Raw genomic sequence first — 25,083 nt, 5'->3', positions numbered from 1 at the left:
GGCGGCGGCGGCGGTAGCGGGCCGATCGGCCGGCGCGGTGCGGTGCTCGGCCTCGCGGCGGCCCTGGCGTCGGCGTGCACCCCGGCGACGGGTGTGCGGCGGTCCCGGCTGCCGGAGGAGGGACCGCTGCACCCGGTGCCGGCCGACGACTCGGCGGCGACCGGGCGCGCGGTGCCCGACCCTACGCGGAAGCGTCCGGGTCGCCACCGAAACGGTCGACGTAGGAGGCCAGCTCGTCGTCGGTGATCTTCGCGAAGAGCACCGGCGGCACGGTGAAGGGCGTACCGGCCGGGACCGAGGCCAGGGTGCGGGCCTCGTCGGCGGTGACCCAGCGCGCGTCGTCGTCGGGCAGCGTGAACGCGGCCCGCATCGCGGCGGACGAGGCCGGGATGAACGGCTCGGAGACGACGGCGTAGAGGTGGATGAGGTTCATCGCGGTGCGCAGCGTGAGGGCGGCGCCGTCCTGGTCGGTCTTGATCTCCGTCCAGGGGGCCTTCTCCTCCAGGTAGGAGTTGCCCGCGCTCCACAGCGCGCGCAGCGACTGGGCCGCCTTGCGGAACTGCAGGGTCTCCATGTGGCCCTCGTACTCCGCGAGCAGCCCGGCGATCTGCTCGCCCAGCCTGGCCTCGGCCGCGCCGGCCGGGGCGCCGGCCGGCACCTCGTCGCCGAAGCGCTTGCGGGAGAAGGACAGCACCCGGTTGACGAAGTTGCCGAGGGTGTCGGCCAGGTCCTTGTTGACGCCGGCCGCGAACAGCTCCCAGGTGAAGGAGGTGTCGTCGGACTCGGGCGCGTTGGCCATCAGGAAGTAGCGCCAGTAGTCGGCGGGCAGCAGGTCGAGCGCGGCCTCGGTGAAGACGCCGCGGCGCTGCGAGGTGGAGAACTTCCCCCCGTAGTAGTTCAGCCAGTTGAAGGCCTTGACGAAGTCGACCTTCTTCCACGGGTCCCTGGTGCCCAGCTGGGTGGCGGGGAACATCACGGTGTGGAAGGGCACGTTGTCCTTGCCCATGAACTGCGTGTAGCGCACCGTCTCGTCGGCCTCGTACCACCACGACTGCCAGTCGCGGGTCTCGCCCTCGGGGGCCGCGTCCGACCACTCCTTGGTGGAACCGATGTACTCGATCGGGGCGTCGAACCAGACGTAGAACACCTTGCCCTCGGCGGCGAGCTCGGGCCAGGTGTCGGCGGGTACGGGCACACCCCAGTCGAGGTCGCGGGTGATCGCCCGGTCGCGCAGGCCCTCGGTGAGCCACTTGCGGGCGATGGAGGACGCCAGCGTCGGCCAGTCGTCGCTGTTGGCGTCGAGCCAGGCCTCGACCTCGGCGGCCAGCTTGGACTGGAGGAGGAAGAGGTGCTTGGTCTCCCTGATCTCCAGCGCGCTGCTGCCGCTGATCGCCGAGCGCGGCTCGATCAGGTCGGTGGGGTCGAGCACCCGGGTGCAGTTCTCGCACTGGTCGCCGCGCGCCTTGTCGTAGCCGCAGTGGGGGCAGGTGCCCACGATGTAGCGGTCGGGCAGGAAGCGCTCGTCGGCCAGCGAGTAGACCTGGCGGATCGCGCGCTCCTCGATGAACCCGTTCTCGTTGAGGCGGCGGGCGAAGCGCTGGGTGATGTCGACGTTCTGCGCGGAGGAACTGCGGCCGAAGTGGTCGAAGGACAGCGCGAAGCCGTCGTAGACCGCCTTCTGCGCGTCGTGCGCGCGGGCGCAGAAGACGTCGACGGGAAGTCCGGCCTCTTTCGCGCCCAGCTCCGCGGGAGTGCCGTGTTCGTCGGTGGCGCAGATGTAGAGGACGTCGTGCCCCCGCTGGCGCATATACCGGGCGTAGACGTCCGCGGGGAGCATGGACCCCACCATGTTGCCCAGGTGCTTGATCCCGTTGATATAGGGCAGGGCAGAGGTGATGAGGTGACGAGCCATTGCAGGCTGCTCCCAATTCGTAGCGCGGAGTGAGGAATTCATCTACGGACCGTCAATCGTATCGGACCGTAGCGGGATGCCCGCCCCCGCATTCGCATTCCGGACAGGTTCAGGTCAGAGCGGTCCCGATGATGACGGCCTGTGACTGCACGTGCACTTGCACGTGCACATGCACGTGCTGGCAGCACGAGTTATCATCTCCTGTACCACACGGCACTTTTGGGGAGTGGCTGATGCGCCGGACGCACAATGGAATGGCCGCAGAAGACCTGGCGGACGTGGTCTGGCAGAAGAGCCGGCACAGCAATGCCAATGGCACATGTGTGGAGTTCGCGGCACTGCCCGACGGGGACGTCGCCGTACGCAATTCGCGCTTTCCGGACGGTCCCGCTCTGATTTACACGAGAGCCGAGATCGAATCGATGATCATCGGTGTGAAGGCCGGCGAGTTCGACCATCTGATGCCGGTGATGCCGGGGCCGTGAGGCCCCGGCACGTCACGTCTCACCGTCGCTGGCCGGCCGGCGCGACCAGGAACAGCGCCCAGACCACCTTCCCCGTACCGCTCAGCGGGTGCCATCCCCAGTTCTCGCTGAAGGAGTCCACCAGGTGCAGCCCGCGGCCGGTCTCGGCCACGAAGTCGGGATCCTTGGTGACCGGCGCCACCGTGCTGGGATCGCGGACCGCGCAGACGACGCGGCTGGTCCAGCGCACCAGGCTCAGCCGCACCGGCGCACCGGGCGTGCCGACGGGTACCGCGTAGCGCAGCGCGTTCGTGACCAGCTCGGAGGCGACCAGCTCCATGGAGTCGAGCAGCGCGGACAGGTCCCAGCGCTGAAGCGTCGTACGGGTGAAGTGGCGCGCTTCTCGCACCGACTCCAGGGCGGCGGGCAGTTCGCACGTGGCGCCGTGACCCGCGGCAAGTCGCTCGGGCGCGAGCACGCCTTGCCATAACGGGTCGAGCACAGGTGCGGCCTCTGCCTTCATGCGTGCCCCCGAAGTATCTGCACGGGCACCATGCTCAGGGATCGGCACCCGGGGATGCAAGAGCGTCTGCACGTGCATCTGCAAGGAATTGATGCACGTGACGATTCAGAGTGACGGGATGGGTACTGCGCGCAAGCCATTAGTGGCAGACTGCTGATGAACCAAGGGCGGAGCGTGACCTATGAGCGCAGGGCAGCCGGGAGGCGGGTCCATCGTGCGACGAATGCTGCTCGGAGCGCAGCTGCGGAGGCTGCGCGAGTCGCGGGGGATCAGCCGGGAGGACGCCGGGTACTCCATCCGGGCGTCGGAGTCGAAGATCAGCCGCATGGAGCTGGGGAGAGTCAGCTTCAAGGAGCGGGATGTCGCCGATCTGCTGACGCTGTACGGCGTCACCGAGGAGGGTGAGCGGCTCGCCATGCTCGGGCTCGTGAGGGAGGCCAACGCGGCCGGCTGGTGGCACGGCTACGGCGAGGTGATGCCCACCTGGTTCCAGACGTATGTCGGTCTTGAGGAGTCGGCGGCCCTCATCCGCACCTTCGAGGTGCAGTTCGTGCACGGCCTGTTGCAGACCGAGGACTACATAAGGCAGGTGATCCGGCTCGGTCACCCCGAAGGAGCCGACTCCTGGGTGGAAAGACGAGTCGGTCTACGCCTGGAGCGGCAGAAGCTGCTCGTCTCGGAGCGGGCGCCGCACTTCGTCGCCGTGATGGACGAGGGTGCGCTGCGCCGGCCGTTCGGCACCCGGCAGGTGATGCGGGACCAGATCCAGCACATCCTGGAGGCCGCAGGGGCGCCCAACGTGGACGTGCGGGTACTGCCCTTCGCCACCGGCGGCCACGCGGCCGGCGGCGGCGCCTTCACGCTGCTGAGCTTCCCCGAGTCCGACCTGCCCGACCTGGTCTATCTGGAGCAGCTGACCGGCGCGCTCTACATCGACAAGCACGACGAGGTCGTCGAGTACGACAAGGCCATGACGGCGCTGGGCCGGCTCGCGCTGAGCCCTGCCGACTCCCTCGACTGGCTGAACACGTTTCAGCGGGAGTTGTGACCTTTCGGGTCCTTTCTGTGGACCTTCACCCCTACGGGTGAATATCGCGTTGTTTTACCCCCGGCTGTCTCCCCCCGGGCATTGCTGCGCCGCTACGGTTACGCAGGTCACGCGAGGGGGACGGGGGGCACAGGTGGACGAGGGGGTCAACGGCGACCAGGCCGCCGGGAGCCGCGAGGGCCGTGCCGAGCCCGGCCACCGGCTCGACCACGTGATCCCGGCGCCGACGGAGTACGCCCGTTCGTACCGCGTCCGGCAGGCCACCGTCGTCGAGCTGGCCGGCGAGATCGACCTCGGCAGCGCCCGCGGCATCCACCCGCACCTGGACGCCGCCGCGCTGTGGCCGCTGCCGCTGCTGGTGGTCTTCGACCTCGGGCCGCTGGAGTTCATCGACTGCTACGGCCTGGCGCTGCTGGTACGCGCCCGCCGCCGGGTGATCGACCGCGGCGGGCGGACCGCGATGGTCTGCACCCACCCGCCGACCCGCAAGCTGCTGGCGATGACCGGCCTCGACACGGTCTTCCTCCCGGTGCCCACCCTGGACGAGGCGCTGGGCGCCTGACGTCCCCCGGTCCGCCCGGGTACGGAAGCCGTCACTCCATGCTGCCTTTACGTCACCCAAATGTTGACGCCGTACAGTGTCTCGCTGGGCAAACGCCCTCCCCCGGCGCCAATGTGACCGGCGTCATACGGCCCGGCCGGGGCAACTGATAAACGTTGGGGCTTCGTCGTGATGTGTGCGGGTGCCACCGGACCGAAGGTGTAAGGCAATGGGCGTTCGTGGGCGCAAGCCGGAACGTAAACGCGGCCGTGGGATACGCAAGCGCAGCCGCAAGCGCTGGATCATCGGGATCGCCGCCTCGGTCGTCGTGCTGCTCGTCGCCGGCGCCGGTGCGATCTACCTCAAGCTGAACGCGAACATCGCGACCTTCGACTCCGCGGGACTGAGCAAGAACCGCCCCGCGGCGGCCCAGGCGGACGCCAACGGTGACAAGGCCGTCAACGTCCTGCTCATCGGCTCCGACACCCGCGCGGGCGAGAACGGCAAGCTCGGCGGGTCCAAGTCGGGACCGATCGGCCGCTCGGACACCACGATCCTGCTGCACGTCTATCCCGACCACAAACACGCGGTGGGCATATCCATACCCCGCGACTCGCTGGTCGACATACCCTCCTGCCTGCTGCCGGACGGCAAGTGGTCGGCGGACCAGCCGGCCGCGATGTTCAACTCGGCCTTCTCCATGGGCAACACGGAGAAGGGCAACCCGGCCTGTACGCAGAACACCATCGAGAAGCTGTCCGGCCTGCGGGTGGACCACACGATGGTGATCGACTTCGCGGGCTTCGCGTCCATGACCTCCGCCGTCCACGGCGTCGAGGTCTGCGTGCCCAACAACATCTACCAGGGGGACATGAACCCCAACCTCGGCCACAAGGGCAAGGTCGTCCTCAAGGCCGGGATGCAGAAGCTGCAGGGCCAGCAGGCGCTGGACTACGTCCGGGTCCGGCACGGTGTCGGCGACAACTCCGACGTCGGCCGCATGCTGCGGCAGCAGGCCTTCCTGTCCGCGCTGATCAGCAAGATCAAGGGCCAGGGCATGAACCCCACGACGCTGCTGCCGCTGGCCAACGCGGCGACCAAGTCGCTGACGGTGGACCCGGGTCTGGGCAGCGCGGTGAAGCTGATGAACTTCGGGCTGTCGCTGAAGGGCATCGACCTGAAGAACATCCAGTTCATCACCGCGCCCTGGAAGTACGCCGGCTCCCGCATAGACCTGGTCCACCCCGACGTGGACAACCTCTTCGCGGAACTGCGCGCGGACCGCACGCTGGAGGGCGTCAACGCCTCCGGCAAGACCGCGCCGAAGCCGACGCCCAGCGCGACGGTCGACGGCTCCGGGATCATGGTCTCCGTCTACAACGGCACGTACACCGGCGGCCTCGCCGGCAAGGCGGCCGACGCGCTGAAGGCCGACGGCTTCACGGTCATGAACTCGACCAACGCGAAGACCAGGGACCACACGGTCACCCGGATCGAGTACGGCTCGGGCGCCGAGGCCAAGGCGCACGCGGACACCGTCGCGAAGCTCTTCCCTGGCGCGCAGCTGGTCCAGCTCGACACGACCGGGGTCAACGTCGTGCTCGGCTCGGACTACGCGGCCACCGCCGCGAAGTCGGGTACGTCCGCGTCCTCGAAGCCCAGCCCGTCGGCGACGGACCTGAGCAAGCAGGCCCGCAGCGCGGACGCGGACCCCTGCTCCAAGCTCAGCTACGGTTGACGGTTCCCCCCGGGGGCGCCCCGCCCCCGGGCTCCGGGACCTTCCCCCGGTGGGTGGCTGGTCGCGCAGTTCCCCGCGCCCCTGAAAAACGCTCACCCTCTGCGCAGAGGGCAAGCCATCAGGGGCCCGGGGAACTGCGCGCCGCACGGCGGGACGGCTCAGCTCGCCGCAGGCGAAGGGCGCTGGGGGAGGAGGGCCTTGCAGGTGTTGTAGGCCGCGGCCGTCTTCGGGTCGGAGGTGTTGAGGCCGCCGAACATGCCGCCGCGGGGGCGGCCCGTGGAGCCCGGGGACGGGGACGCCGTCGAGAGGGTCACGCCGTGGTCCTTCAGGCAGCTCGTGAAGGCCTGGAAGGCACTGGAGTCGGCGCCCCCGGCGCCACCCGCCCCACCACGCCCGGAGAACTGCGGCCGCAGCGACTCGCACGCCTTCATCGCCGCCTGCGTCGTGGGATCGGCGGACGCGCCGCCGAAGCCGCCGCCGAACCCGCCGAAGCCGCCGCCCCCGCTGGGGCGCCCCGAGGGCCGGCCCGAGGGGCGCCCGGTGCGGGGCGCGAAGCTCGGCAGGTCCACGCCGTGCTGCGACAGGCAGTCGCGGTACGCCGTCATCGAGCCGGAGGCACTCGCGCCGGCCGACACCGAGGACGACGGCTTCGCGTCGCCTGCGGCCGGCGTACCCGACGACCCCGAGGAGCACGCGGCGAGCAGGAGCGCCCCCGAGGCGAGGACGGCGACGGACGCGCCTGCCCGCAGTGCGGTGGTGGGGGTCCAGGTCATGGCCGGGTCTCCTCGGGGAGGTGGTGGGCGGTGGTGCCGCCCTACGCGTGCGCGCGGGGATGGAGGCCAACGCAGGGCGGCAGCCCATGACTGAACCCCACCGAAGTAGGCGCCGCCCGGGCACCGGCTGTGAGTTTCCGGGGAACAGACCGCCCACAGCCGCCCGTAAACGGCACAGCCCCGCCCGGAAGGCGGCCTGTGCCCGTATATGCGGGCTATGCACTCCCAGCGAACTCCCAGTTTCCTCCCAGGGCTTCAAAGGAGTGGGCGGCCAGGATGCCGGTCATGAAGGTGCTTCCACGGCGGCGCAGGGCCGCCCTGATCAACTCGGTGCTCGGCGTGGTCGTCCTCGCGGGCGCCGGCGGCGCCTACGCCGCCGTGCACGACGACGGCAGCAAGTCCACCGGCAGCAGCACCGCGCGGGTGGCGACCGTCAGCAAGGGAACGGTGCTGGCCACCGTGTCCGGTTCCGGAACGCTCGCCTCGCCGAGCGACGCGGGGCTGAACTTCACCACGGGCGGCACGCTCACCAAGGTGAGCGTCAAGCCGGGTGACAAGGTCAAGAAGGGCCAGGTGCTGGCCGAGGTCGACGACACCGACGCGAAGGCGACGCTCCAGCAGGACGAGGCCTCGCTGGACGCGGCCGAGGCGAACCTGACCAAGGTCGAGGCGGGCGAACTGCCCGCGTCCACCGGCAACTCCAGCGGTGACTCCAGCAGCTCGGGCCGCGGCGGCACCGCAGCGGCCACCCCGACCCCGTCGCCTACCCCGACCGTCGACGCCGCCCAACTCGCCCAGGCCCAGGCTCAGGTGACGCAGGCGCAGAACGCCGTGGACGCCGCACAGCGCGCCGTCGACGGCACCACGCTCAAGGCCCCGGTGGCCGGCACGGTCGCCTCGGTGGCCGCGGCCAAGGGCGACACGGTCTCCGGCACCGGCGGCAGCGGCTCGGGCGCGGGCTCCGGCTCCGGCTCCGGTTCGAGCAGCAGCTCGTCGTCCAACTCCTCCTCGTCCTCCAGCAGTTCGCTCTCCGGCTTCATCGTGCTGACCAACCCGGCCGGCATGCAGGTGACCGCGGACTTCTCCGAGGCCGACTCGCTCAAGGTCAAGGCGGGGCAGACCGCCACCGTCACGCTCAACGCCCAGTCCGGCACGGTGCTCGACGCCAAGGTGCTGTCGGTGAGTTCGCTCCCCGTCAGCAGCGGCTCGGGCTCCGGGACCGGCTCGTCGGGCAGCGCCGTGCAGTACGCGGCGACGCTCCAGATCACCAGCGACACCTCGGACCTGCGTACCGGCCTGAGCGCCAGCATCCAGGTCACCACCGGCTCGGCGAGCGACGCGCTCAGCGTGCCGACCGCCGCGGTGTCCGGCACCGGCGCCAGCCGCACGGTCACGGTCGTCAACGCCGACGGGTCCACCACCCGTACCGCGGTGACGGTCGGCATCGAGGGCGACAGCACCGACCAGATCACCGGCGGCCTGACCGAGGGCCAGCAGGTGCAGATCCCGACGGTCGCCTCGGCCGGCAACAACGGCTTCCCCAGCGGCGCCTTCCCCGGCGGCCTCGGCGGCGGCACGAACCGCCTCGGCGGCGCCGGCGGCGCGGCGGGCGGCTTCCGCGGCACAGGCGCCGGTGGGGCGCGCGGATGAGGCTCGGCCTGGGCGGCAGGAACGGCGCCCACCGCGGAGGCGGCGAGCCGGAAGCGCCGCAGGAGGAGCCCTGGGGTCCGCCACCGGTCATCGAGGTGCGGTCGCTGCGCAAGACGTACGGCCACGGCGACGCGACCGTACGGGCGCTCGGCGGCCCGCCCGACCCGGTGACCGGTGAGTCCCCCGGTGTCGACCTGCTGGTCGAACAGGGCGACATGGTCGCGGTGATGGGCAGTTCGGGGTCGGGCAAGTCCACCCTGATGAACATCCTCGGGTGCCTGGACGTCCCGACGTCGGGCCGCTACCTGCTGGACGGCATCGACGTCGGCGGTCTCGACGAGCACCAGCTCTCACTGGTGCGCAACCGCAAGATCGGCTTCGTCTTCCAGTCGTTCAACCTGGTGCCGCGCACCCCCGCGCTGGCCCAGGTCGAACTGCCGCTGGCCTACGCGGGGGTGCGGACCGCGGAGCGCCGGCGGCGGGCGCTGGCCGCGCTCGCCCTGGTCGGCCTCGCCGACCGGGTCGACCACCGGCCCAACGAGCTGTCCGGCGGCCAGCAGCAGCGGGTCGCGGTCGCCAGAGCACTGGTCACCGCGCCGGCGATGCTGCTCGCCGACGAGCCGACCGGCAACCTGGACAGCCACAGCACGGAGGAAGTGCTCTCGATCGTGGACCGGCTCAACGCGTCGGGGCGCACCGTCGTCCTGATCACCCACGAGGACGAGGTCGCCCGGCACGCCAAGCGCGTCATACGGCTGGTCGACGGGCAGGTGGTCGCCGACGTGCGGCAGGCGCCCGTCGAGGGGCCGCCGCCGGCGCTGCGCGACCCCGGGATCTTCGCCGCGCACTCACCGCAGGCGCTGAGCGCTTCGGGAGGCGGTGCGCTGTGAACCCCTTCGAGACGCTGCGCTTCGCGGTCGGCGGCCTGGCCGCCAACAAGGTGCGCTCCGCGCTGACCATGCTGGGCGTGCTGATCGGCGTCGCCGCCGTGATCATCCTGCTGGCGGTCGGCAACGGCTCGTCGCAGTCGGTCAAGGACTCCATCGAGAAGCTCGGCACCAACTCGCTGACCATCTCCTCCGGTTCCGGCAGCGCCTTCGGCGGTGGCGGTGGCGGCGGACGGTCGACGTCGTCGAGCAGCACCAAGCCGCTCACGGTGGACGACGCCCGCGCGCTGGCCGACCCCGCGTCCGCGCCCGACATCGAGTCGGTCGCGCCCGAGGTCACCACCTCGCAGACGGCGATCTACCAGGGCACCTCGCACACCGTCAGCCAGGTCGTCGGCACCTACCCGGCGTACTTCGAGGCGTCCAACAGCAAGGTCGACAAGGGCGACTACTTCTCCGCCGACGACGTGCTCAACACCCGCAAGGTCGCGGTGATCGGCTCGACCACCGCGAGCGACCTGTTCGGGACGGCGAGCCCGGTCGGCAAGAAGGTCGTCATCGGCGGTACGCCCTTCACCGTGGTCGGCGTGCTGGCCACCAAGGGCGGCACCGGCTTCCAGGACCCGGACGACACGGTGATCGCACCGCTGCCGACCGTGCAGAACGCCTTCACCGGCTTCGGCTCGCTGAGCCAGATCCTGGTCGAGGCGAAGTCCGCGGGGGCCACCACGCCCGCGCAGAACGAGATCACCACCGTGCTGATGGGCACGCACGGCATCAAGGACGCCAACTCGCTGGACTTCCGGGTCAGCAGCCAGGAGTCCCTGCTGAGCACCCAGTCCGACACCAACAAGACCTTCACGGTGCTGCTCGGCGCGGTCGCCGCGATCTCGCTGCTGGTCGGCGGGATCGGCATCACCAACATCATGCTGGTGACGGTGACCGAGCGGACCCGGGAGATCGGCATCCGCAAGGCGATCGGCGCCCCCAAGGGCGTCATCCTCGGGCAGTTCCTGGCCGAGTCGACGCTGCTGTCGCTCATCGGCGGCGGGCTCGGGGTGGTCGGCGGCCTCATCGGCTCGCACTTCACCATCGTCGGCATCAAACCGGTGGTCATCCCGGAATCGGTGTGGGGCGCCTTCGCCATCGCCGTGGCCATCGGGCTGTTCTTCGGCAGCTACCCCGCCAACCGGGCGGCGAGCCTGCGGCCCATCGAGGCCCTGCGGCACGAGTGATTCGCACAGCTTTCACACACAAGGGAGAAGCCGAGATGGCGCGACGCCGTTCCGAGCTGGTCAAGGCGGACGACTCCGGCACGGATCTGCTGCCGCTCGTCCCTGGGCAGGGCACCGGCGGGATCGAGATCCGGCGCGGTTCCGACCTGATCGAGGGGCACGGCGGCCCGCCGGCCCAGCGGCCCGAGGACGTCCTGGCGGAGCCGCCGGACGCGCGGGACATCACCGCGGAGCTGGCCGCACCGCCGCGCCGCAAACTGCCGTGGCTGACGCTGGTGCTGTCGGCCGGGATCGTCGCGGCGGCCGCCTTCGCGGGCGGCGCGCTGGTCGAGAAGCACCACCTGAACGGCACGGCGTCCGCCGGCAACCCCTTCGCCGGGCTCACCGGCGCCCGCAGCGGTGCGGGCGCCGGTACGGGGACGGGCCGCTTCGGCGGCGCGGCCGGCGGCACGGGCGCCACCGCGGGTACGGGTACGGGTACGGGCGCCGCGGCCGGCGGGCTGACCTTCGGCACCGTCAAGCTGGTCGACGGCAGCACCATCTATGTCACGGACGCCCAGGGCGACATCGTCAAGGTCACCACCGGCGCGTCCACCAAGGTCACCGAGTCCAAGGACGGCAAGGTCTCCGACCTCAAGCCCGGCCAGACGGTGACCGTGCGCGGCACCCAGGGCGCCTCCGGCGGCATCACCGCCACCACCGTCACCGAGGGCGCCACCGCCCCGACCGGCTTCGGCGGGGGCTTCGGCGGCGGCATCGGGACCGGCGGCGGCTTCGGCGGTGCGGGCGGCGCCGGCGGGAACTGACGTCCCGCTCACAGCTCAGCGGCGTACGGTGCCCGGCGACAGCGCGTCGCGGCACCGTACGGCCGCACGACCGGGCCGGGAGGACGCCGGATGGACACACCCGAGGCAAGCCTGCTGGTGGTGGACGACGAACCGAACATCAGGGAACTGCTGTCGGCGTCGCTGCGTTTCGTCGGCTTCAGGGTCGTCTCGGCCGCGACCGGCGCGGACGCGCTGGCCGCCGTCGCCCGTGAGCGGCCCGACCTGGTCGTCCTCGACGTGATGCTGCCCGACATGAACGGCTTCGCGGTCGTCGGACGGCTCCGCGAGGAGGCCGGGCCGCACCCGCGGGCCGGCGCCGACGACCGCCTGCCGGTGCTGTTCCTCACTGCCAAGGACGGCGTCGAGGACAAGATCAGCGGGCTGACGGCCGGCGGCGACGACTACGTCACCAAGCCGTTCAGCCTGGAGGAGCTGATCGCCCGCATCCGGGCGATCCTGCGCCGCACCGGCGGCGGCACCGACGACGGGCGGCTGGTCGCCGGCGACCTGGAGCTGGACACCGTCGGCCACCAGGTGCTGCGCGCCGGGCGCCAGGTGTCGCTGTCCCCCACCGAGTTCAAGCTGCTCGCCTACCTGATGGCCAACGCCGACCGGGTCGTCTCCAAGCTGCAGATACTCGACCACGTGTGGGCGTACGACTTCGGCGGCGACCTGAGCATCGTCGAGTCGTACATCTCGTACGTGCGGCGCAAGGTCGACTCGGGCGCGGACGGAGCCGCCAAGCTCATCCACACCGTGCGGGGCGTCGGCTACGTGCTGCGCCGCCCGGTGCAGGCGCAAGGCTGACATGGCCCGCCTTCCGTCCTTCCCGCCGCCCTTCCTGCGCCTCATGCGGCGGCGGTTCTTCCGGCGGTCCTTTCGGCCCTCCGCGCTGTCGCTGCGCTCCCGGCTGGTGCTGCTGTCGCTGGTGCTGGTGCTGCTGGGCCTCGCGGTCAGCGACACCGTCGTGCTGGGCTCGGTGCGCGGCCGGCTGGTGCAGCGGGTCGACCAGCAACTGGAGCGCTACGGCGGCCCGCTCGCGCAGCGCCTGGGCACCGAGGGGATCCCGCCGGCGCGCAACATCCGCCCGGGCAACCGGCCGTGGCTGCCCAGCCAGTTCGTGGTGGCCTTCGCCGCCGCCGACGGCCGGGTCTCCGACCAGTTCCGGCTGCCGGTCGCGGCCGGCGACCCGCGCCCGCTGTGGCCCGCCATGGACGCGGCCGAGCTGACCGCCCGGCTGGGCATGCCCTTCGACGTGGCCAGCGACCACGGCGGCGGGCGCTGGCGGGTGCTGATCGTCCCGGTGAGCGCTCCGTCCGCCTCGGCCGCCCGCTCGCTGCCCGCGGGCGTGGTCGTGGCCGCCTCGCTCGACGACGTGTCCTCCACCACCGACCGGCTCCGCACCGCCTTCCTGCTGATCGGCGGGGTGGTCGTGGCGCTGCTCGGGGTGGCGGGCTGGTTCGCGGTACGGGCCGGGCTGCGGCCGCTGCGGCAGATCGAGGCGACCGCGGCCGAGATAGCCGCAGGCCGCCCGCTGTCGCACCGGATGCCGGCCGGCTCGCCGCACACCGAGGCGGGCCGGCTCTCCCTGGCGCTCAACGGCATGCTCGCCCAGATAGAGTCCGCCTTCGCCGCCCGCGCCGAGTCCGAGGACCAGATGCGGCGCTTCGTCGCCGACGCCAGCCACGAGCTGCGCACCCCGCTGGCCGGCATCCGCGGCTTCGCCGAGCTGTACCGGATGGGCGCGCTGCCCGACGAGGCCGACGTCAAGCGGACCATGACCCGGATCGAGAGCGAGGCCGTACGCCTGGGCGGTCTGGTCGAGGACCTGCTCACGCTGGTCCGCACCGAGGAGCTGCGGCCGGTGCAGCTCGCCCCGATGGACCTGCGCACCCTCGCGGTGGACGCGCTGCACGACACCACCGCCCTCGACCCGGCCCGCCCGGTCACCCTCACCGGGCCCGGCGCCGCCGGGCCGCCCGCACCCGCGCCCGTGCTGGGGGACGAGGCCAGGCTGCGGCAGGTCGTCGCCAACCTGGTCGGCAACGCCGTCGCCCACACCCCGCCGGGCTCCCCGGTCCGCATCGGCGTCGGCACCCTGGACGGCCACGGCGTCCTGGAGGTCGCCGACTGCGGACCCGGCATGACGGCCGGGCAGGCGGCCCGGGTCTTCGAGCGCTTCTACCGCACCGACGCCTCCCGCACCCGGGCCGCCGGCGGCGGCGCGGGCCTCGGCCTGTCCATCGCGGCGGCGCTGATCACCGCGCACGGCGGCCACGTCGAGCTGGACACCTCGCCGGGGAAGGGCGCGACCTTCCGCATCCGCCTCCCGTCGGCCTGACGCCCCGGCCGCGTCAGGACACCGCGAGGTGGCTGCGGGAGTGCCGCGCCTTCTCGGCCTCGTCGAGCAGCGCGACGGCGAAGTCGGCGTAGGAGATGCGGGCCGCGGGGTCGCCGTGGGCGCGGACGCCGTAGCGGCCGGTGCGCCCGCCGTCGTGGTCGAAGTCGCCCGCGGGGCTCACGTACACCCAGTCCAGCGCGCCGCCCTCGGCGCGCAGCACGTCGAGGCCGGATTCGTGCGCCAGGCAGAAGGGGCGGAACTCCGCGGGGAGCACGTCGATCTGCCGGGTCCCGTCGGCGCCCGGCAGCAGCACCGAGAGCCCGACGGCGACGAGCCGGCCGACCCCGGCCTGCCCCAGGCCCGCGACCAGGGAGCGCGCGGCGGCGGGGAAGAAGGCGCCGGGGTCGGTGCCCTCGCCGTAGACCGCGGCCGCGTGGACCGCCGCGTCATGCCCTGCCGCCAGGGCCGCGACGTCCGCCGCGTCGGTGACGTCGCCCTGGGCGACCCGCACACCGCCGTCCGCCTCGCCGGCGTAGCGCGCCGGGTCCCGCACCACCGCGGTGACCTCGTGCCCGCGCCGCCGCGCCTCCGCGACGGCCTGCCGGCCGGCGCGGCCGCCGGCACCGAAAACCACGAACCTGCTCATCGCCGGAATACCTCCTGGGGAGTGGATGCTCCGGGGGAAGGTATCCGCGAGGGCGGTTACCACCCGGATACCGCCGAGGCAGGAGACCTGATGACGCAACGGCAGCCGCTGGCCCCCGACATGTTCGACGAGCTGTGCCCGTCCTCCCTCGTGCCCTTCCGCTTCGGCGACAAGTGGGCGGCCCTGGTCCTGCGCTGCCTGGAGGACGGCCCGCGCCGCTTCTCCGAACTGCGCGTCCCGCTGCACCGCGCCACCCCGAAGGTCCTCACCCGCTCCCTGCGCACCCTCCAGCGCGACGGCCTCATCACCCGCACCTCCCACCCGCACCCCGACCTCCGCGTCGAGTACGCCCTGACCCCGCTGGGCCGCAGCATGCTCACCCCGCTGAACGCGGCGTGCGCCTGGGCGGCGGACCACTGGGAGGAACTCCTCACCGCCCGCGAGTCCTACGAGGCGCCGTAGCGGGTCAGTCCTGGCGGACGCCGAGGGTCAGGAGGAGGTTGGCGTAGGTGCGGCGGTCGCCGGTGGCGATGACGAGGGTGGTGTCGGGGCCGCGGGCGGTGTCGTAGAAGGCGAAGCGGTCCAGGGGGGTGAGGGCCGGGAGGTGGGGGAGGGCGGTGCGGAACTCGGCGAAGACGGGGGGCTCGGGCTGGTCGGCGGGCGGGGTCATCACCGTGGCCGACTCGATCGGCACCGCGTCGGTCAGGGCGGCGAGCACCTCGGTGACCAGCAGCCGGTCGGGGGCGAGGTTGAGGTAGACGCGCTCGGCCGCCGGGTTGGCGCCGGTGGTGTGCGGGTAGTGGCCGTCGCTGATCAGGACCCGGGAGCCGTGGCCCGCGGAGGCCAGGGCGGCCAGAATCGTCGGGTGGGTCAGCTGGTAGCGCAGCATGAGCGGCGGCTCCTCACTCGTACGGGGGCGCAGACATCGGACCTCTGCGGGCGTAGCCGGAGCCTAGCAGCGGCCCGGGCGCGGGATGGCGCGCGCGTCCGGGCCGCCTCGGGTGCTACGGCAGGGTGAGGATCTCGTACGGGTCCCCGTACGTCTTCCAGCGCAGCGGCGGGTCGAGGTTGAGGTTGCCCGCCTGGAGGAAGGGGCGCTGCTCGGTGTCGACGCGGCTGGTGTCGTCGTGCGCGTCCTCGGTCTTCATCGCGGCCCTGCGGGCGTCGAGGAAGGCGTTGAGGTAGGTGGTCTCGTTGCCGCCCAGCGCCGGCGTCTTGGCCTTCTTCATCGCGGTCTTGCGGATGCCGCCGAAGCTGACCGGGTCGTCGCCGGGGCCGTGCATGACGATGGCGTCGTAGTAGATGAACTGCCCGAGGGTGCCGAGGCCGTCGGACTTGGCCTGGTTCACCGACGGGTTGAAGTACACGCCGTCGCGCTCGTCGTTCTGCGCCTGCTGGAAGACGGTGTCCTTCGCGGCGGTCTTCCACGCGCTGACGAAGGCCGAGCCGAGGCCGGAGTGCGAGTCGGAGCCGTTGACCTGCTCCAGGGCGGGCAGGTACTTCGCCAGGACGTTGCCGGGTTCGAGGTCGGTGTAGTGCTGGACCAGCTCCAGCATGTCGCCGGTGCCCGAGCAGAATCCGATGATGCCGGCGGTGTAGCCGCGGCCGTCGCCGATGTCCTCGATGTACTTGTACTGGGCCTTCCAGTCGAGCGAGGAGTTCTCCGCGGAGGAGACCAGCTCCATCGCGATCTCCTTCTTGTGCGGGTCGGCGAGGCCCGCGCCCGCCGCGGCGGGCGCGGCGGCGGGCGCGTGCCGGGGGGCCGCCGCCGCGTTGCCGGTGCCGGCCAGCGCGAGCGACGCGCCGCCGCCGGCCAGGACGCCGGCCGCGGCGATCAGCGCGATGCGGCGGCTGGGTCGCCGGGCCTTGTGGGAGTGCAGGGTCGCGTGGGGGGACTGGTGCACGTGCGTCTCCGTTTCCGGCCGCCTCCGCCGGTGCGGGGCGGCCAACTGCGGTGCGTGGCTGTGCAGTTAGGAAAGGTTCCTAACCAATAGAAGGCATTGAAGCACCGGGTCGGCTGTGAGCCAAGAGGCTGGAGCGGTCGGGTTGTCGGACCCGCGCGGCACACTGGAGGCATGTGCCGAAGCATCAAGACCCTGCGCCCCCCGATGACCCCCGAGGTCCACGACGAGGACATCCGGGCGGCCGCCCTGCAGTACGTCCGCAAGATCTCCGGCTTCCGCGCGCCGGCGGCCCACAACCGCGAGGCCTTCGACGCGGCGGTGGACGCGGTGGCGGCCGCCACCGAGTCCCTGCTGGCCGACCTCACGGTGCGCGGCGCCGCCGCGCCCGCCGCGCACTGACCGGGGGGCGGCGTACGCCTCAGCTCTCGACGGCCATCCGGACGCCGAGCAGCAGCAGGACGCCGCCGGAGACCTGCTCCAGCCGCCGCCGTACGGCCGCCGCGAGCAGCGCGGTCAGCCCGAGCGCGGCGACCGTGCCCCACACGAAGACGCCCGTCTCGTTGCCCAGCACGGTCAGGAAGCCGGCCCGGCGGCTGCGCAGCGACTGCCGCACGATCAGCATCGTGCTCGGCCCCGGCGACGCGGCTATCAGCGTGCAGGCGCCGAGGAAGGGCAGCAGGGTACGCAGCATGCGGCCACGCTACGGGACCCTCCCGGCCGCACCGCCCCCGAATAACCGCCGTCACCAGGCGAAGGCCTCCGGCGACGGTCCAGGCCCGGGGAAGACCGCGTCCAGGGCCGCCAGCAGCTCCGCGTCGAGGTGCAGGTCGAGGGCGCGCAGGGCCGAGTCCAGGTGCTCCGCGGTGCGGGGGCCGACGATCGGTCCTGTCACGCCGGGGCGGGTGAGCAGCCAGGCCAGGGCGACCTCGCCCGGCTCCATGGAGTGCGCGGCGCAGAGGTCCTCGTACGCCTGGACCTTCGCGCGTACGGCGGGGTTCGCGAGCCCCGCCGCCGAGCGGCCCACCGACGTCCGCGAACCGCCGCCCTCGCGCTCCTTGCGCAGCGCCCCGCCCAGCAGCCCCTGGTTCAGCGGCGACCACGGGATCACGCCGAGGCCGTACGCCTGCGCCGCCGGGATCACGTCCATCTCCGCGGTGCGCTGCGCGAGGTTGTAGAAGCACTGCTCGCTGACCAGGCCGAGCGAACCGCGCCGCCGCGCGGCCTCGTTGGCCTGGGCGATGTGCCAGCCGGCGAAGTTGCTCGACCCGGCGTAGAGGATCTTGCCCTGGGTGACGAGCACGTCGATGGCCTGCCAGATCTCGTCCCAGGGCGTGGCCCGGTCGACGTGGTGGAACTGGTAGACGTCGATGTGGTCGGTGCCGAGGCGCCGGAGGCTGGCCTCGACCTCGCGCCGGATGTTCAGCGCGGAGAGATGGTCGTGGTTGGGCCAGGACTGCTCGTTCCAGGGCGTGCCGTCGTTGGTCATGTTCCCGTAGAGCTTGGTGGCCAGCACCACCTTGTCCCGCCGCCCGCCGCCCTGGGCGAACCACCGGCCGAGCACTTCCTCGGTGAGGCCCTTGCGGTTGTCGTCGCCGTAGATGTTGGCGGTGTCGAAGAAGTTCACCCCCGCGTCCAGGGCGGCGTCCATGATCTTGTGCGCGGCGCCCTCGTCCGTCTCCGACCCGAAGTTCATCGTCCCGAGCACAAGTCGCCCGACCTTGAGGCCGGTTCGGCCCAGCTGCGTGTATTCCATGCGGTCACCCAACACCCTTGAGTGCGCTCGATGGCAAGGGGTGCCCCTTGCCATCGAGGGTGCGCCCTTGCGTCTGGCCCGAGTGGCCTCGGGGGGTGCTTCTTCCGCTGGGCGCGGTGGGCTCGGGGTGCCTCTCCCCTGTGCAGGAGTGCAACCCCGGGGCGCGGGGAACGGCGCGCTCAGCCCACCACTCGCCGGTGGTCCGGGGCGGGCCGAGCAGGTTTTTTGGGTCGGTGGCGACCTGCGGCCCGGTGGGGGCTGGTCGCGCAGTTCCTCGCGCCCCTGGGTGGCACCCGCCCGCCGTGAGGCGAAGTGCGGGTGTGGAGGGGACGTCATCCGGGGGTTGCCCGGGGGATGCCCGGGCTTCCCCCGGGTGGGGGAAGGTCGGGACGTGGGGAAGACGTGGCGGCTCGTGGCCGCCGGCGTGCCGGCGGCAGCCGTGGCGGCCTGGGCCGTCTGGCACAGGCACCTGCTGGCGACCGGCGCCCGGGACCTGCTCGGCGCCGACCGCGCGTGGCTGCTCGCCGCGCTCGGGGCGACCGCGCTCGGGTGGGTCGCGATCGCCGTCGCACGGCAGGGCGCCGTACTGGAGCCGCTGCCCGCGGGGCGCCTGCTGGCGACCCAGTTCGCCGCGACGGCCGCCAACCAGCTCACCCCGGCCGGCATCGGCGCCGGCGCCGTGAACCTGCGGTTCCTGCGCGGCTGCGGCCTCCCGCTGGCGCGTACCTCCGCCGCGCTCGCGCTGTACTCGCTGGCCGAGTCGATCGGCCGGGTGACCCTGCTGGTGGCGATGCTGCTGGCCTTCCCGCACGCGCTGCGCCTGCACGGCCTGGTCCCGGACCGCGGCACGGTCGAGCCGGCCGTCGCCGCGCTGGCGGTCGCGGTGGCCGCCGCGGCCGCGCTGGTCGTGGCGGTGCGGCCGGTACGCCGCCTGGTGCGCGGCTTCCTGGCCACCGCCCTGGCGGACGCCCGCTCGCTGCACATGCGGCCCGCACGGGCACTGGCGCTGTGGGGCGGCTCGCTGGCCTTCCCCGCCCTGCAGGCCGCAGGCCTCGTCGCGGTCGCGCACGCCCTCGCGCTGCCGGTGCCGGCCGCCCACGTGGCGATCGCGTACCTGGCCGCGACCTGCCTGGCCGCGGGCGTCCCGACGCCCGGCGGCGTCGGTTCGGTCGACGCGGCGCTCGGCCTCGCGCTGGTCGCCGCGGGAGCGCCCGCGGGCGCGGCCACCAGCGCGGTTCTGGGCTACCGGATCATCACCGCGTGGCTGCCGCTGCTGCCCGCGGCCCTGACGCTCGGCGCCCTGGTGCGGCGCAAGGTCGTCTGAGTGCCGGTCCGGTGAAGCCCCGTGGCGGGGTCGGCTGTTGACAGCACAGGTTTATCGGCCATACTGCCCGCCGTGGAGCAGCGCACAGGTTCGATCACACCGGCGATACACCCCGCAGGGACCGATCCGGCATTCGTGCCAGGTCTCCTGCCCCCGCGTCCTGCCGCGGACGAGGTGACTGCCTCGGACACGGCCGAGGACGCCCCGCCCGAGGACGCCGCGCCCGAGGCCGCGGTGGAGGCTGCCGCGGACTCCGTGCCCCGTACGGCCGAGCCGCCCGCCGCGGAGGCGGAGGCGGAGGCGAAGGACGAGGAGGAACAGGAAGAGGAAGAGGACCGGGGCGACCCGCTCTTCGAGGTCTCCGACCGCCGCGCGACGATCCTGGCCGACCGGGTGGGCATCGTCTTCCGGCTCGACGGCGAGGAGGCGGACTTCACCTGGGACGAGATCGGCGCGGTCGAGATCGACACGCCGCGCTTCGGCAAGCGCTTCGCGGTGACCGTCTACACCGGTCCGCGCCGCTGGTTCGAGGCGCACGTCGAGGCGAAGTCCCGCGGCCTGCTGAAGACCTGGACGGCCGAGCTCGACGCCGTACTCGACGAGCACTTCGAGGACCCCGACGAGAAGGCCGCCGCGGAGCCCGCCGAGCCCGCGGAAGCCGCCAAGGACGCCAAGGACGCCAAGGACGGCGCCGAGGCAACCGCGACGGCCGAAGCGGCGCCCGAGACGAAGGCCGACGCCGACGAGCCGGCCGACGAGGCCACCGGCAAGGCCACCGACGAGGCCACCGACGACGACGCCGGCAAGGCGACCGCAGAGGACAAGACCGCCTCCGAGGCATGATCCCGGCCCGGGCGGAAGCCCCCGCGGCGTCAAGACCCGCCCGCCGGCGTTAAGAATACGTATGGAAAAACCGTGCGGCGCCCCATCCGAACCCGGGGCGCCGCACGCTGACCCAGGCTCCCGCACCGGAGATCCCGCGGCAGGACCGGCCGCGGGGGTGCGGTGGCGCGCACGGTCGACGGCGACCAGATTGCGTACGCTGACCAGGCCATCCCGTAGTGGTGGCCTGCATCACCACGCCTTGTCGCCCGGCGACGGCGCCGCACGACAGGAGCAGGGTCGCATGTCCACCACCGCCGGGGCCGAGCGCGGCAGATTCCGCGCATGGCTGCTAGAGGGCCTGTCCGACATGGCCAGGCACCAGCACCAGCAGCCCGGCGCCCCAGCACAGGAGGGCGCCCACAAGGGCCAGCGCTGGTGGCGGGTGATGTGCCTGACGGGTGTCGACTACTTCTCGACCCTCGGCTACCAGCCGGGCATCGCGGCGCTCGCCGCCGGGCTGCTGTCGCCCATCGCGACCGTCGTGCTGGTGATCGTGACGCTCGCGGGCGCGCTGCCCGTCTACCGCAGGGTCGCCGAGGAGAGCCCGCACGGAGCGGGCTCGATCGCGATGCTGGAGCGGCTGCTGTCGTTCTGGAAGGGCAAGCTGTTCGTGCTGGCCCTGCTGGGCTTCGCGGCCACCGACTTCCTGATCACCATCACCCTGTCGGCGGCCGACGCCTCCACCCACCTGGTGGAGAACCCGCACTTCTCGGCGGCCCTGGGCAGCCACCAGATGATCATCACGCTGGGCCTGATCGCGCTGCTCGGCGCGGTCTTCCTCAAGGGCTTCCTTGAGGCCATCGGGGTGGCCGTGGTGCTGGTCGGGATCTACCTGGCGCTCAATGTCGTCGTGGTCGCGAACGGGCTGTGGCACGTGCTGACCGCCGCGCACCTGGTGACCGACTGGACGCAGGGGCTGACCGCGGAGCGCGGCAACGTCTTCGTGATGATCGGCGTCTCGCTGCTGATCTTCCCCAGACTCGCGCTGGGCATGTCCGGCTTCGAGACCGGGGTCGCGGTGATGCCGCTCGTCGAGGGCGACCCGGACGACACCGAGGCGAAGCCCACGGGCCGGATCCGGGACACCAAGAAGCTGCTGACGACCGCCGCGCTGATCATGAGCGTGTTCCTGATCACGACCAGCTTCATCACCACCGTGCTGATCCCCAAGCAGGACTTCGAGGCGGGCGGCCCCGCCAACGGCCGCGCGCTGGCGTATCTCGCGCACCAGAACCTGGGCTCCGGCTTCGGCACGGTCTACGACTTCTCCACCATCGCCATCCTCTGGTTCGCCGGCGCCTCGGCGATGGCCGGCCTGCTCAACCTGATGCCGCGCTATCTGCCGCGCTACGGCATGGCGCCGCACTGGGCGCGCGCGGTGCGGCCGATGGTGCTGGTCTTCACGCTGGTCGCCTTCCTGGTGACGTGGATCTTCGACGCCAGCGTCGACAAGCAGGGCGGCGCGTACGCGACCGGTGTGCTGGTGCTGATGAGCTCCGCGGCCATCGCGGTGACCATCGCGGCCCGCAAGGCGCGGCAGCGGCGGTGGACGATCTGCTTCGGCGTGATCGCGGTGGTCTTCCTCTACACGACCGTGGTCAACGTGCTGGAGCGGCCCGACGGTGTGAAGATCGGCGCCTGCTTCATCGCGGGCATCATGCTGGTGTCGTTCCTGTCCCGGCTGGCCCGCGCCTTCGAGCTGCGGGTCACCAGCGTGGAGCTGGACCCGATGGCCGAGCGGTTCGTGCGGGACATCGCCACCCGCAGGGTGCGCTTCGTCGCCAACGAGCCGGGGCTGCGGGACGCCGCCGAGTACCGCGACAAGCTGCACCAGATCCGGCTGGACAACGACATCCCGCAGGAGGACGACCTCGTCCTGGTGGAGGTCACGGTGCTGGACGCGTCGGAGTTCGAGTCGGCGCTGACCGTGCACGGCAACGTGCTGCACGGGAAGTACCGGGTGCTGTCGCTGGAGAGCCCGTCGGTGCCCAACGCGCTGGCCGCGCTGCTGCTGCACGTACGCGACATGACCGCGTGCAAGCCGCACATGTACTTCGAGTGGACCGAGGGCAGTCCGTTCGCGAACTTCCTGCGCTTCTTCCTCTTCGGCCACGGCGAGGTGGCCCCGGTGACCCGGGAGGTGCTGCGCGAGGCGGAGCCGAACCGGGCGCGCCGGCCCAAGGTGCACGTCGGCTGATCCGGTCACTCCAGGCCCGAGGCGCGGAAGAGCGCGCGGGCCTGCGCGGTGTCGGCCGCGGCGGCCGGCCCGCACACCGCCGAGGGGTCGGCCAGCAGGCCCGCGGTGTGCGACCGGCGGGCACCCGCGTCCAGCTCGTGGCGCAGGAACGGGCTCTCGGCCACGGCGGCCGCGTCGACCTCGACGCGGCCCCCCGCGTCGTCGCGCAGCACCAGGCGCCGGTCGGTGCCGCCCACGAGCCGGGCGCCGACCAGGTGGTCGATCCGCACCCGCCGGGTGCGCAGCAGCGTACGGACCGCGAGGCGGCCGCCGCCCGCCGTGATGCGGGGCGGCAGCAGCACCGCGAACAGCGCGGCCGCCAGGCCCGTCCACAGCAGGGCGCGGGGCATCGTCAGGCTGCCGGCGGCGGCGTCCAGTGCCAGGGCCGTGGCCAGCAGCGCGCCGGGCAGGGCGAGGGCGAGACGCAGCCGGGCGGGCCGGTCGCGGTCGGAGCCGCGTACCGGCCCGGCACCGCGTCCTCGGGAGGGGCGGCGGATCGGTGGGGAGGGGTATCCGCGCTGCACACTGCCGACGCTAGGCACCGCCGGCGGCCGGCGGACGCCCGTTGACACCGCCCTGACGCCACCGCCCGCGATCCTGACGCTTCTCTTACGGCCGGTGCGCCGCGGCCCCCGGGCGCAAGCCGCTCAGCTCCAGCCGTACAGCTCCTTGAGCCGGTTGACCACCAGGTTGAAGCGGCCGCGGTCCAGGGCGCACGCCTCGCGGCGCATGCCCTGCTCGTGCAGGCGCAGCACCCGGTCGACGTCGACCCAGGAGTCGCGGCCCTCGCGGTCCCAGGGTCCCGCGCCGATCGCGACCCACTCGCGGTCGTGGTCATGGCGCTTGCTGGAGAGCTGGACGGCCAGCAGGGTGCCGGCCGCCTCGCGCGCCACGACCAGCACCGGGCGGTCCTTGCCGCGGCCGTCGTTCTCCTCGAAGGGCACCCAGGTCCAGACGATCTCGCCCGGGTCGGGGTCGCCGTCGTGGGCCGGGGCGTAGGCGGTACGTACCCGGCCCACCTGGCGGGCGTCGGCCTCGGTGGTGGCGTGCGGTCCCGCGGCGCCGGGGAACTCGGGGTGGCTGTCGGTGAAAGTCGTCACGCCCCGACGCTATCGGGCCGTCACCAGCGGTCGTGCACCTGTGCCCGGATACGCCGGTGGTACAGGTCGCGTACGCCGTCGAGGACCGCGGGCGGCAGCTCGGGCAGCGCGGCGGCGGCCGCGTTCGCCCTGGCCTGCGCGACCGAGCGCGCCCCGGGGATCACCGAGGTCACGCCGGGCTGCTGGATGATCCAGCGCAGCGCGGTCTGCGCGGCGGTGGCGCCGTCGGGGGCCAGCGCGGCGAACTCCACCGCGGCCTCGATGCCGGTCTCGTAGTCGACGCCGGAGAAGGTCTCGCCCTGGTCGAAGGCCTCGCCGTGCCGGTTGTACGTGCGGTGGTCGTCGGCGGCGAAGACGGTCTCGCGGGTGTACTTGCCGCTGAGCAGCCCGGAGGCCAGCGGCACCCGGGCGATGATGCCGACGCCGGCCGCTGCCGCCGCGGGCAGCACCCGCTCCAGCGGCTTGAGCCGGAAGGGGTTGAGGATGATCTGCACGCTCGCCACGCCGGGGCGGGCGATGGCGGTGAGCGCCTCGTCGCAGGTCTCGACGCTGACCGCGTAGGCGGCGATGCGCTGCTCCTCGACCAGGGTGTCGAGGGCGTCGTAGAGCGCGTCGGAGCTGTAGACGGCGGTGGGCGGGCAGTGCAGCTGCACCAGGTCGAGGGTGTCGACGCCCAGGTTGGCCCGCGAACGGTCGTTCCAGGCACGGAAGTTGTCGAGGGAGTAGTTCTCCGGCCGCTGTTCGGCGCGGCGGCCCATCTTGGTGGCGACGAAGATCCCGGCGTCCGGCCGGTCCTTCAGGTAGCGGCCGATCAGCTGCTCGCTGCGGCCGTCGCCGTAGACGTCCGCGGTGTCGAAGAAGGTGACGCCCGACTCGACGGCGGCGTCCAGTACGGCGATCGCGTCGGCTTCCTGCACGTCGCCCCAGTCGGCGCCGAGCTGCCACGTTCCCAGACCCACGACGGACACCGCACGGCCGGTGCTGCCCAGTACACGCTGTTCCATGCGCCCGATGCTACGTCGCTCCCGGCCCGGCCCCGCGCGGGACAGGACCGGGAGCGAACCGGTGCACCGGGCTCAGCCGGACAGCCCGTTCAGCGCCCTGTTCAGGTCCAGGACGTTGACGCGCGGCTCCCCGAGGAAGCCCAGGTCGCGGCCGTGGACGTGGCCGGCGACCAGGGTGTGCACCTGCTCCGGTGACAGGCCGCGGGCCTTGGCGACCCGGGCGACCTGCTCGTAGGCGTAGGCGGTGGAGATGTCGGGGTCCAGGCCCGAGCCGGAGGCGGTCAGGGCGTCG

Annotated in this window: 26 protein-coding genes and 1 pseudogene; 15 read left to right on the top strand and 12 right to left on the bottom strand. The window is 72.5% G+C overall.

The window, feature by feature from the left end:
• Nucleotides 1–181 precede the first annotated feature (181 nt).
• Nucleotides 182–1,912, bottom strand: a complete 1,731-nt coding sequence (metG, locus tag NFU81_RS31065) for a methionine--tRNA ligase (protein WP_251497376.1) — start codon at nucleotides 1,910–1,912, stop codon at nucleotides 182–184.
• 233 nt (nucleotides 1,913–2,145) lie between these two features.
• Here metG and NFU81_RS31060 point away from each other — a divergent pair, with 233 nt between their 5' ends.
• Nucleotides 2,146–2,397 (top strand): DUF397 domain-containing protein, encoded by a 252-nt coding sequence (locus tag NFU81_RS31060; RefSeq protein ID WP_251497374.1) that lies wholly within the window; start codon nucleotides 2,146–2,148, stop codon nucleotides 2,395–2,397.
• Between the two features lie 19 nt (nucleotides 2,398–2,416).
• Here the strand turns inward: NFU81_RS31060 and NFU81_RS31055 are convergent, their stop codons facing one another.
• Nucleotides 2,417–2,899, bottom strand: a complete 483-nt coding sequence (locus tag NFU81_RS31055) for an ATP-binding protein (RefSeq protein ID WP_251497371.1) — start codon at nucleotides 2,897–2,899, stop codon at nucleotides 2,417–2,419.
• Between the two features lie 181 nt (nucleotides 2,900–3,080).
• Between NFU81_RS31055 and NFU81_RS31050 the strand changes: the two genes are divergently transcribed.
• The 3 genes from NFU81_RS31050 (at nucleotide 3,081) to NFU81_RS31040 (ending at nucleotide 6,226) form a co-directional block, all read left to right on the top strand.
• On the top strand, nucleotides 3,081–3,947 hold the full coding sequence (locus tag NFU81_RS31050) for a helix-turn-helix domain-containing protein (protein WP_251497368.1): 867 nt from the start codon (nucleotides 3,081–3,083) through the stop codon (nucleotides 3,945–3,947).
• A 133-nt stretch (nucleotides 3,948–4,080) separates the two neighbouring features.
• The gene (locus NFU81_RS31045; RefSeq protein ID WP_251497365.1) at nucleotides 4,081–4,509 is read left to right on the top strand and encodes an anti-sigma factor antagonist; all 429 of its coding nucleotides are present in this window, start codon (nucleotides 4,081–4,083) and stop codon (nucleotides 4,507–4,509) included.
• Nucleotides 4,510–4,717: 208 nt separating this feature from the next.
• On the top strand, nucleotides 4,718–6,226 hold the full coding sequence (locus NFU81_RS31040) for an LCP family protein (RefSeq protein WP_251497362.1): 1,509 nt from the start codon (nucleotides 4,718–4,720) through the stop codon (nucleotides 6,224–6,226).
• A gap of 158 nt (nucleotides 6,227–6,384) precedes the next feature.
• Here NFU81_RS31040 and NFU81_RS31035 read toward each other — a convergent pair whose 3' ends face one another.
• Nucleotides 6,385–6,999, bottom strand: a complete 615-nt coding sequence (locus NFU81_RS31035; protein WP_251497360.1) for a hypothetical protein — start codon at nucleotides 6,997–6,999, stop codon at nucleotides 6,385–6,387.
• 285 nt (nucleotides 7,000–7,284) lie between these two features.
• Here NFU81_RS31035 and NFU81_RS31030 point away from each other — a divergent pair, with 285 nt between their 5' ends.
• The 6 genes from NFU81_RS31030 to NFU81_RS31005 all read left to right on the top strand — a co-directional run bounded on the left by NFU81_RS31030 (nucleotide 7,285) and on the right by NFU81_RS31005 (nucleotide 13,939).
• Entirely contained in the window at nucleotides 7,285–8,649 is a 1,365-nt protein-coding gene (locus NFU81_RS31030; RefSeq protein ID WP_251497356.1) for an efflux RND transporter periplasmic adaptor subunit, read from the top strand.
• Complete coding sequence (locus NFU81_RS31025) at nucleotides 8,646–9,539, top strand: ABC transporter ATP-binding protein (protein ID WP_251497353.1); 894 nt, start codon at nucleotides 8,646–8,648, stop codon at nucleotides 9,537–9,539. Before NFU81_RS31030 ends, NFU81_RS31025 begins: the two co-directional genes overlap by 4 nt.
• Complete coding sequence (locus NFU81_RS31020; protein WP_251497350.1) at nucleotides 9,536–10,771, top strand: ABC transporter permease; 1,236 nt, start codon at nucleotides 9,536–9,538, stop codon at nucleotides 10,769–10,771. The genes NFU81_RS31025 and NFU81_RS31020 overlap by 4 nt, the downstream gene beginning before the upstream one ends.
• A 35-nt stretch (nucleotides 10,772–10,806) precedes the next feature.
• Nucleotides 10,807–11,577: a hypothetical protein gene (locus NFU81_RS31015; RefSeq protein ID WP_251497347.1), complete on the top strand. Its 771-nt coding sequence runs from the start codon at nucleotides 10,807–10,809 to the stop codon at nucleotides 11,575–11,577.
• A 90-nt stretch (nucleotides 11,578–11,667) separates the two neighbouring features.
• Nucleotides 11,668–12,405, top strand: a complete 738-nt coding sequence (locus NFU81_RS31010) for a response regulator transcription factor (RefSeq protein ID WP_251497344.1) — start codon at nucleotides 11,668–11,670, stop codon at nucleotides 12,403–12,405.
• A 1-nt stretch (nucleotide 12,406) separates the two neighbouring features.
• Nucleotides 12,407–13,939 carry a sensor histidine kinase gene (locus tag NFU81_RS31005; RefSeq protein ID WP_251497341.1) on the top strand — a complete coding sequence of 511 codons (1,533 nt, stop codon included), beginning with the start codon at nucleotides 12,407–12,409 and terminating at the stop codon, nucleotides 13,937–13,939.
• Between the two features lie 13 nt (nucleotides 13,940–13,952).
• Here the strand turns inward: NFU81_RS31005 and NFU81_RS31000 are convergent, their stop codons facing one another.
• On the bottom strand, nucleotides 13,953–14,585 hold the full coding sequence (locus tag NFU81_RS31000; RefSeq protein WP_251497338.1) for an NAD(P)-dependent oxidoreductase: 633 nt from the start codon (nucleotides 14,583–14,585) through the stop codon (nucleotides 13,953–13,955).
• A 90-nt stretch (nucleotides 14,586–14,675) separates the two neighbouring features.
• On the opposite strand from NFU81_RS31000, the gene NFU81_RS30995 reads away from it, so the two are divergent.
• Nucleotides 14,676–15,047: a winged helix-turn-helix transcriptional regulator gene (locus tag NFU81_RS30995; RefSeq protein WP_251497335.1), complete on the top strand. Its 372-nt coding sequence runs from the start codon at nucleotides 14,676–14,678 to the stop codon at nucleotides 15,045–15,047.
• A gap of 4 nt (nucleotides 15,048–15,051) precedes the next feature.
• Here NFU81_RS30995 and NFU81_RS30990 read toward each other — a convergent pair whose 3' ends face one another.
• Both NFU81_RS30990 and NFU81_RS30985 read right to left on the bottom strand, forming a co-directional pair.
• Nucleotides 15,052–15,474 (bottom strand): RbsD/FucU family protein, encoded by a 423-nt coding sequence (locus tag NFU81_RS30990; RefSeq protein WP_251497332.1) that lies wholly within the window; start codon nucleotides 15,472–15,474, stop codon nucleotides 15,052–15,054.
• A gap of 115 nt (nucleotides 15,475–15,589) precedes the next feature.
• On the bottom strand, nucleotides 15,590–16,489 hold the full coding sequence (locus NFU81_RS30985; RefSeq protein WP_251497328.1) for a chitosanase: 900 nt from the start codon (nucleotides 16,487–16,489) through the stop codon (nucleotides 15,590–15,592).
• 171 nt (nucleotides 16,490–16,660) lie between these two features.
• Here NFU81_RS30985 and NFU81_RS30980 point away from each other — a divergent pair, with 171 nt between their 5' ends.
• Nucleotides 16,661–16,888 carry a DUF2277 family protein gene (locus NFU81_RS30980; RefSeq protein WP_251497325.1) on the top strand — a complete coding sequence of 76 codons (228 nt, stop codon included), beginning with the start codon at nucleotides 16,661–16,663 and terminating at the stop codon, nucleotides 16,886–16,888.
• 49 nt (nucleotides 16,889–16,937) lie between these two features.
• Here the strand turns inward: NFU81_RS30980 and NFU81_RS30975 are convergent.
• Both NFU81_RS30975 and NFU81_RS30970 read right to left on the bottom strand, forming a co-directional pair.
• Nucleotides 16,938–17,180, bottom strand: a pseudogene (locus NFU81_RS30975) (LysE family transporter); the annotation flags it as partial.
• 51 nt (nucleotides 17,181–17,231) lie between these two features.
• Nucleotides 17,232–18,242, bottom strand: coding sequence for an aldo/keto reductase (locus NFU81_RS30970; RefSeq protein ID WP_251497322.1), 1,011 nt, complete (start codon nucleotides 18,240–18,242; stop codon nucleotides 17,232–17,234).
• A gap of 391 nt (nucleotides 18,243–18,633) precedes the next feature.
• On the opposite strand from NFU81_RS30970, the gene NFU81_RS30965 reads away from it, so the two are divergent.
• The 3 genes from NFU81_RS30965 to NFU81_RS30955 all read left to right on the top strand — a co-directional run bounded on the left by NFU81_RS30965 (nucleotide 18,634) and on the right by NFU81_RS30955 (nucleotide 22,648).
• Nucleotides 18,634–19,566, top strand: coding sequence for a lysylphosphatidylglycerol synthase transmembrane domain-containing protein (locus NFU81_RS30965; RefSeq protein ID WP_251497319.1), 933 nt, complete (start codon nucleotides 18,634–18,636; stop codon nucleotides 19,564–19,566).
• Between the two features lie 174 nt (nucleotides 19,567–19,740).
• A complete protein-coding gene (locus tag NFU81_RS30960; RefSeq protein ID WP_251497316.1) occupies nucleotides 19,741–20,409 on the top strand; it encodes a hypothetical protein in 669 nt (222 codons plus the stop codon).
• Between the two features lie 283 nt (nucleotides 20,410–20,692).
• Nucleotides 20,693–22,648 carry an APC family permease gene (locus NFU81_RS30955; RefSeq protein ID WP_251497313.1) on the top strand — a complete coding sequence of 652 codons (1,956 nt, stop codon included), beginning with the start codon at nucleotides 20,693–20,695 and terminating at the stop codon, nucleotides 22,646–22,648.
• 5 nt (nucleotides 22,649–22,653) lie between these two features.
• Here the strand turns inward: NFU81_RS30955 and NFU81_RS30950 are convergent, their stop codons facing one another.
• The 4 genes from NFU81_RS30950 to NFU81_RS30935 all read right to left on the bottom strand — a co-directional run.
• Nucleotides 22,654–23,211: a hypothetical protein gene (locus NFU81_RS30950; protein ID WP_251497311.1), complete on the bottom strand. Its 558-nt coding sequence runs from the start codon at nucleotides 23,209–23,211 to the stop codon at nucleotides 22,654–22,656.
• 123 nt (nucleotides 23,212–23,334) lie between these two features.
• Nucleotides 23,335–23,787, bottom strand: a complete 453-nt coding sequence (locus NFU81_RS30945; protein WP_251497308.1) for a type II toxin-antitoxin system PemK/MazF family toxin — start codon at nucleotides 23,785–23,787, stop codon at nucleotides 23,335–23,337.
• A gap of 20 nt (nucleotides 23,788–23,807) precedes the next feature.
• The gene (locus tag NFU81_RS30940) at nucleotides 23,808–24,791 is read right to left on the bottom strand and encodes an aldo/keto reductase (RefSeq protein WP_251497305.1); all 984 of its coding nucleotides are present in this window, start codon (nucleotides 24,789–24,791) and stop codon (nucleotides 23,808–23,810) included.
• Nucleotides 24,792–24,863: 72 nt separating this feature from the next.
• Nucleotides 24,864–25,083 (bottom strand): potassium-transporting ATPase subunit C (locus NFU81_RS30935; protein WP_251497302.1); only part of this gene is annotated, 220 nt, incomplete at its 5' end.

The sequence above is a fragment of the Actinacidiphila cocklensis genome (assembly GCF_907177275.1).
Taxonomy (GTDB): Bacteria; Actinomycetota; Actinomycetes; order Streptomycetales; family Streptomycetaceae; genus Actinacidiphila; species Actinacidiphila cocklensis.
Note: the sequence above shows the minus strand (reverse complement) of the source record. Positions and strands in the feature narration are given on the sequence as shown.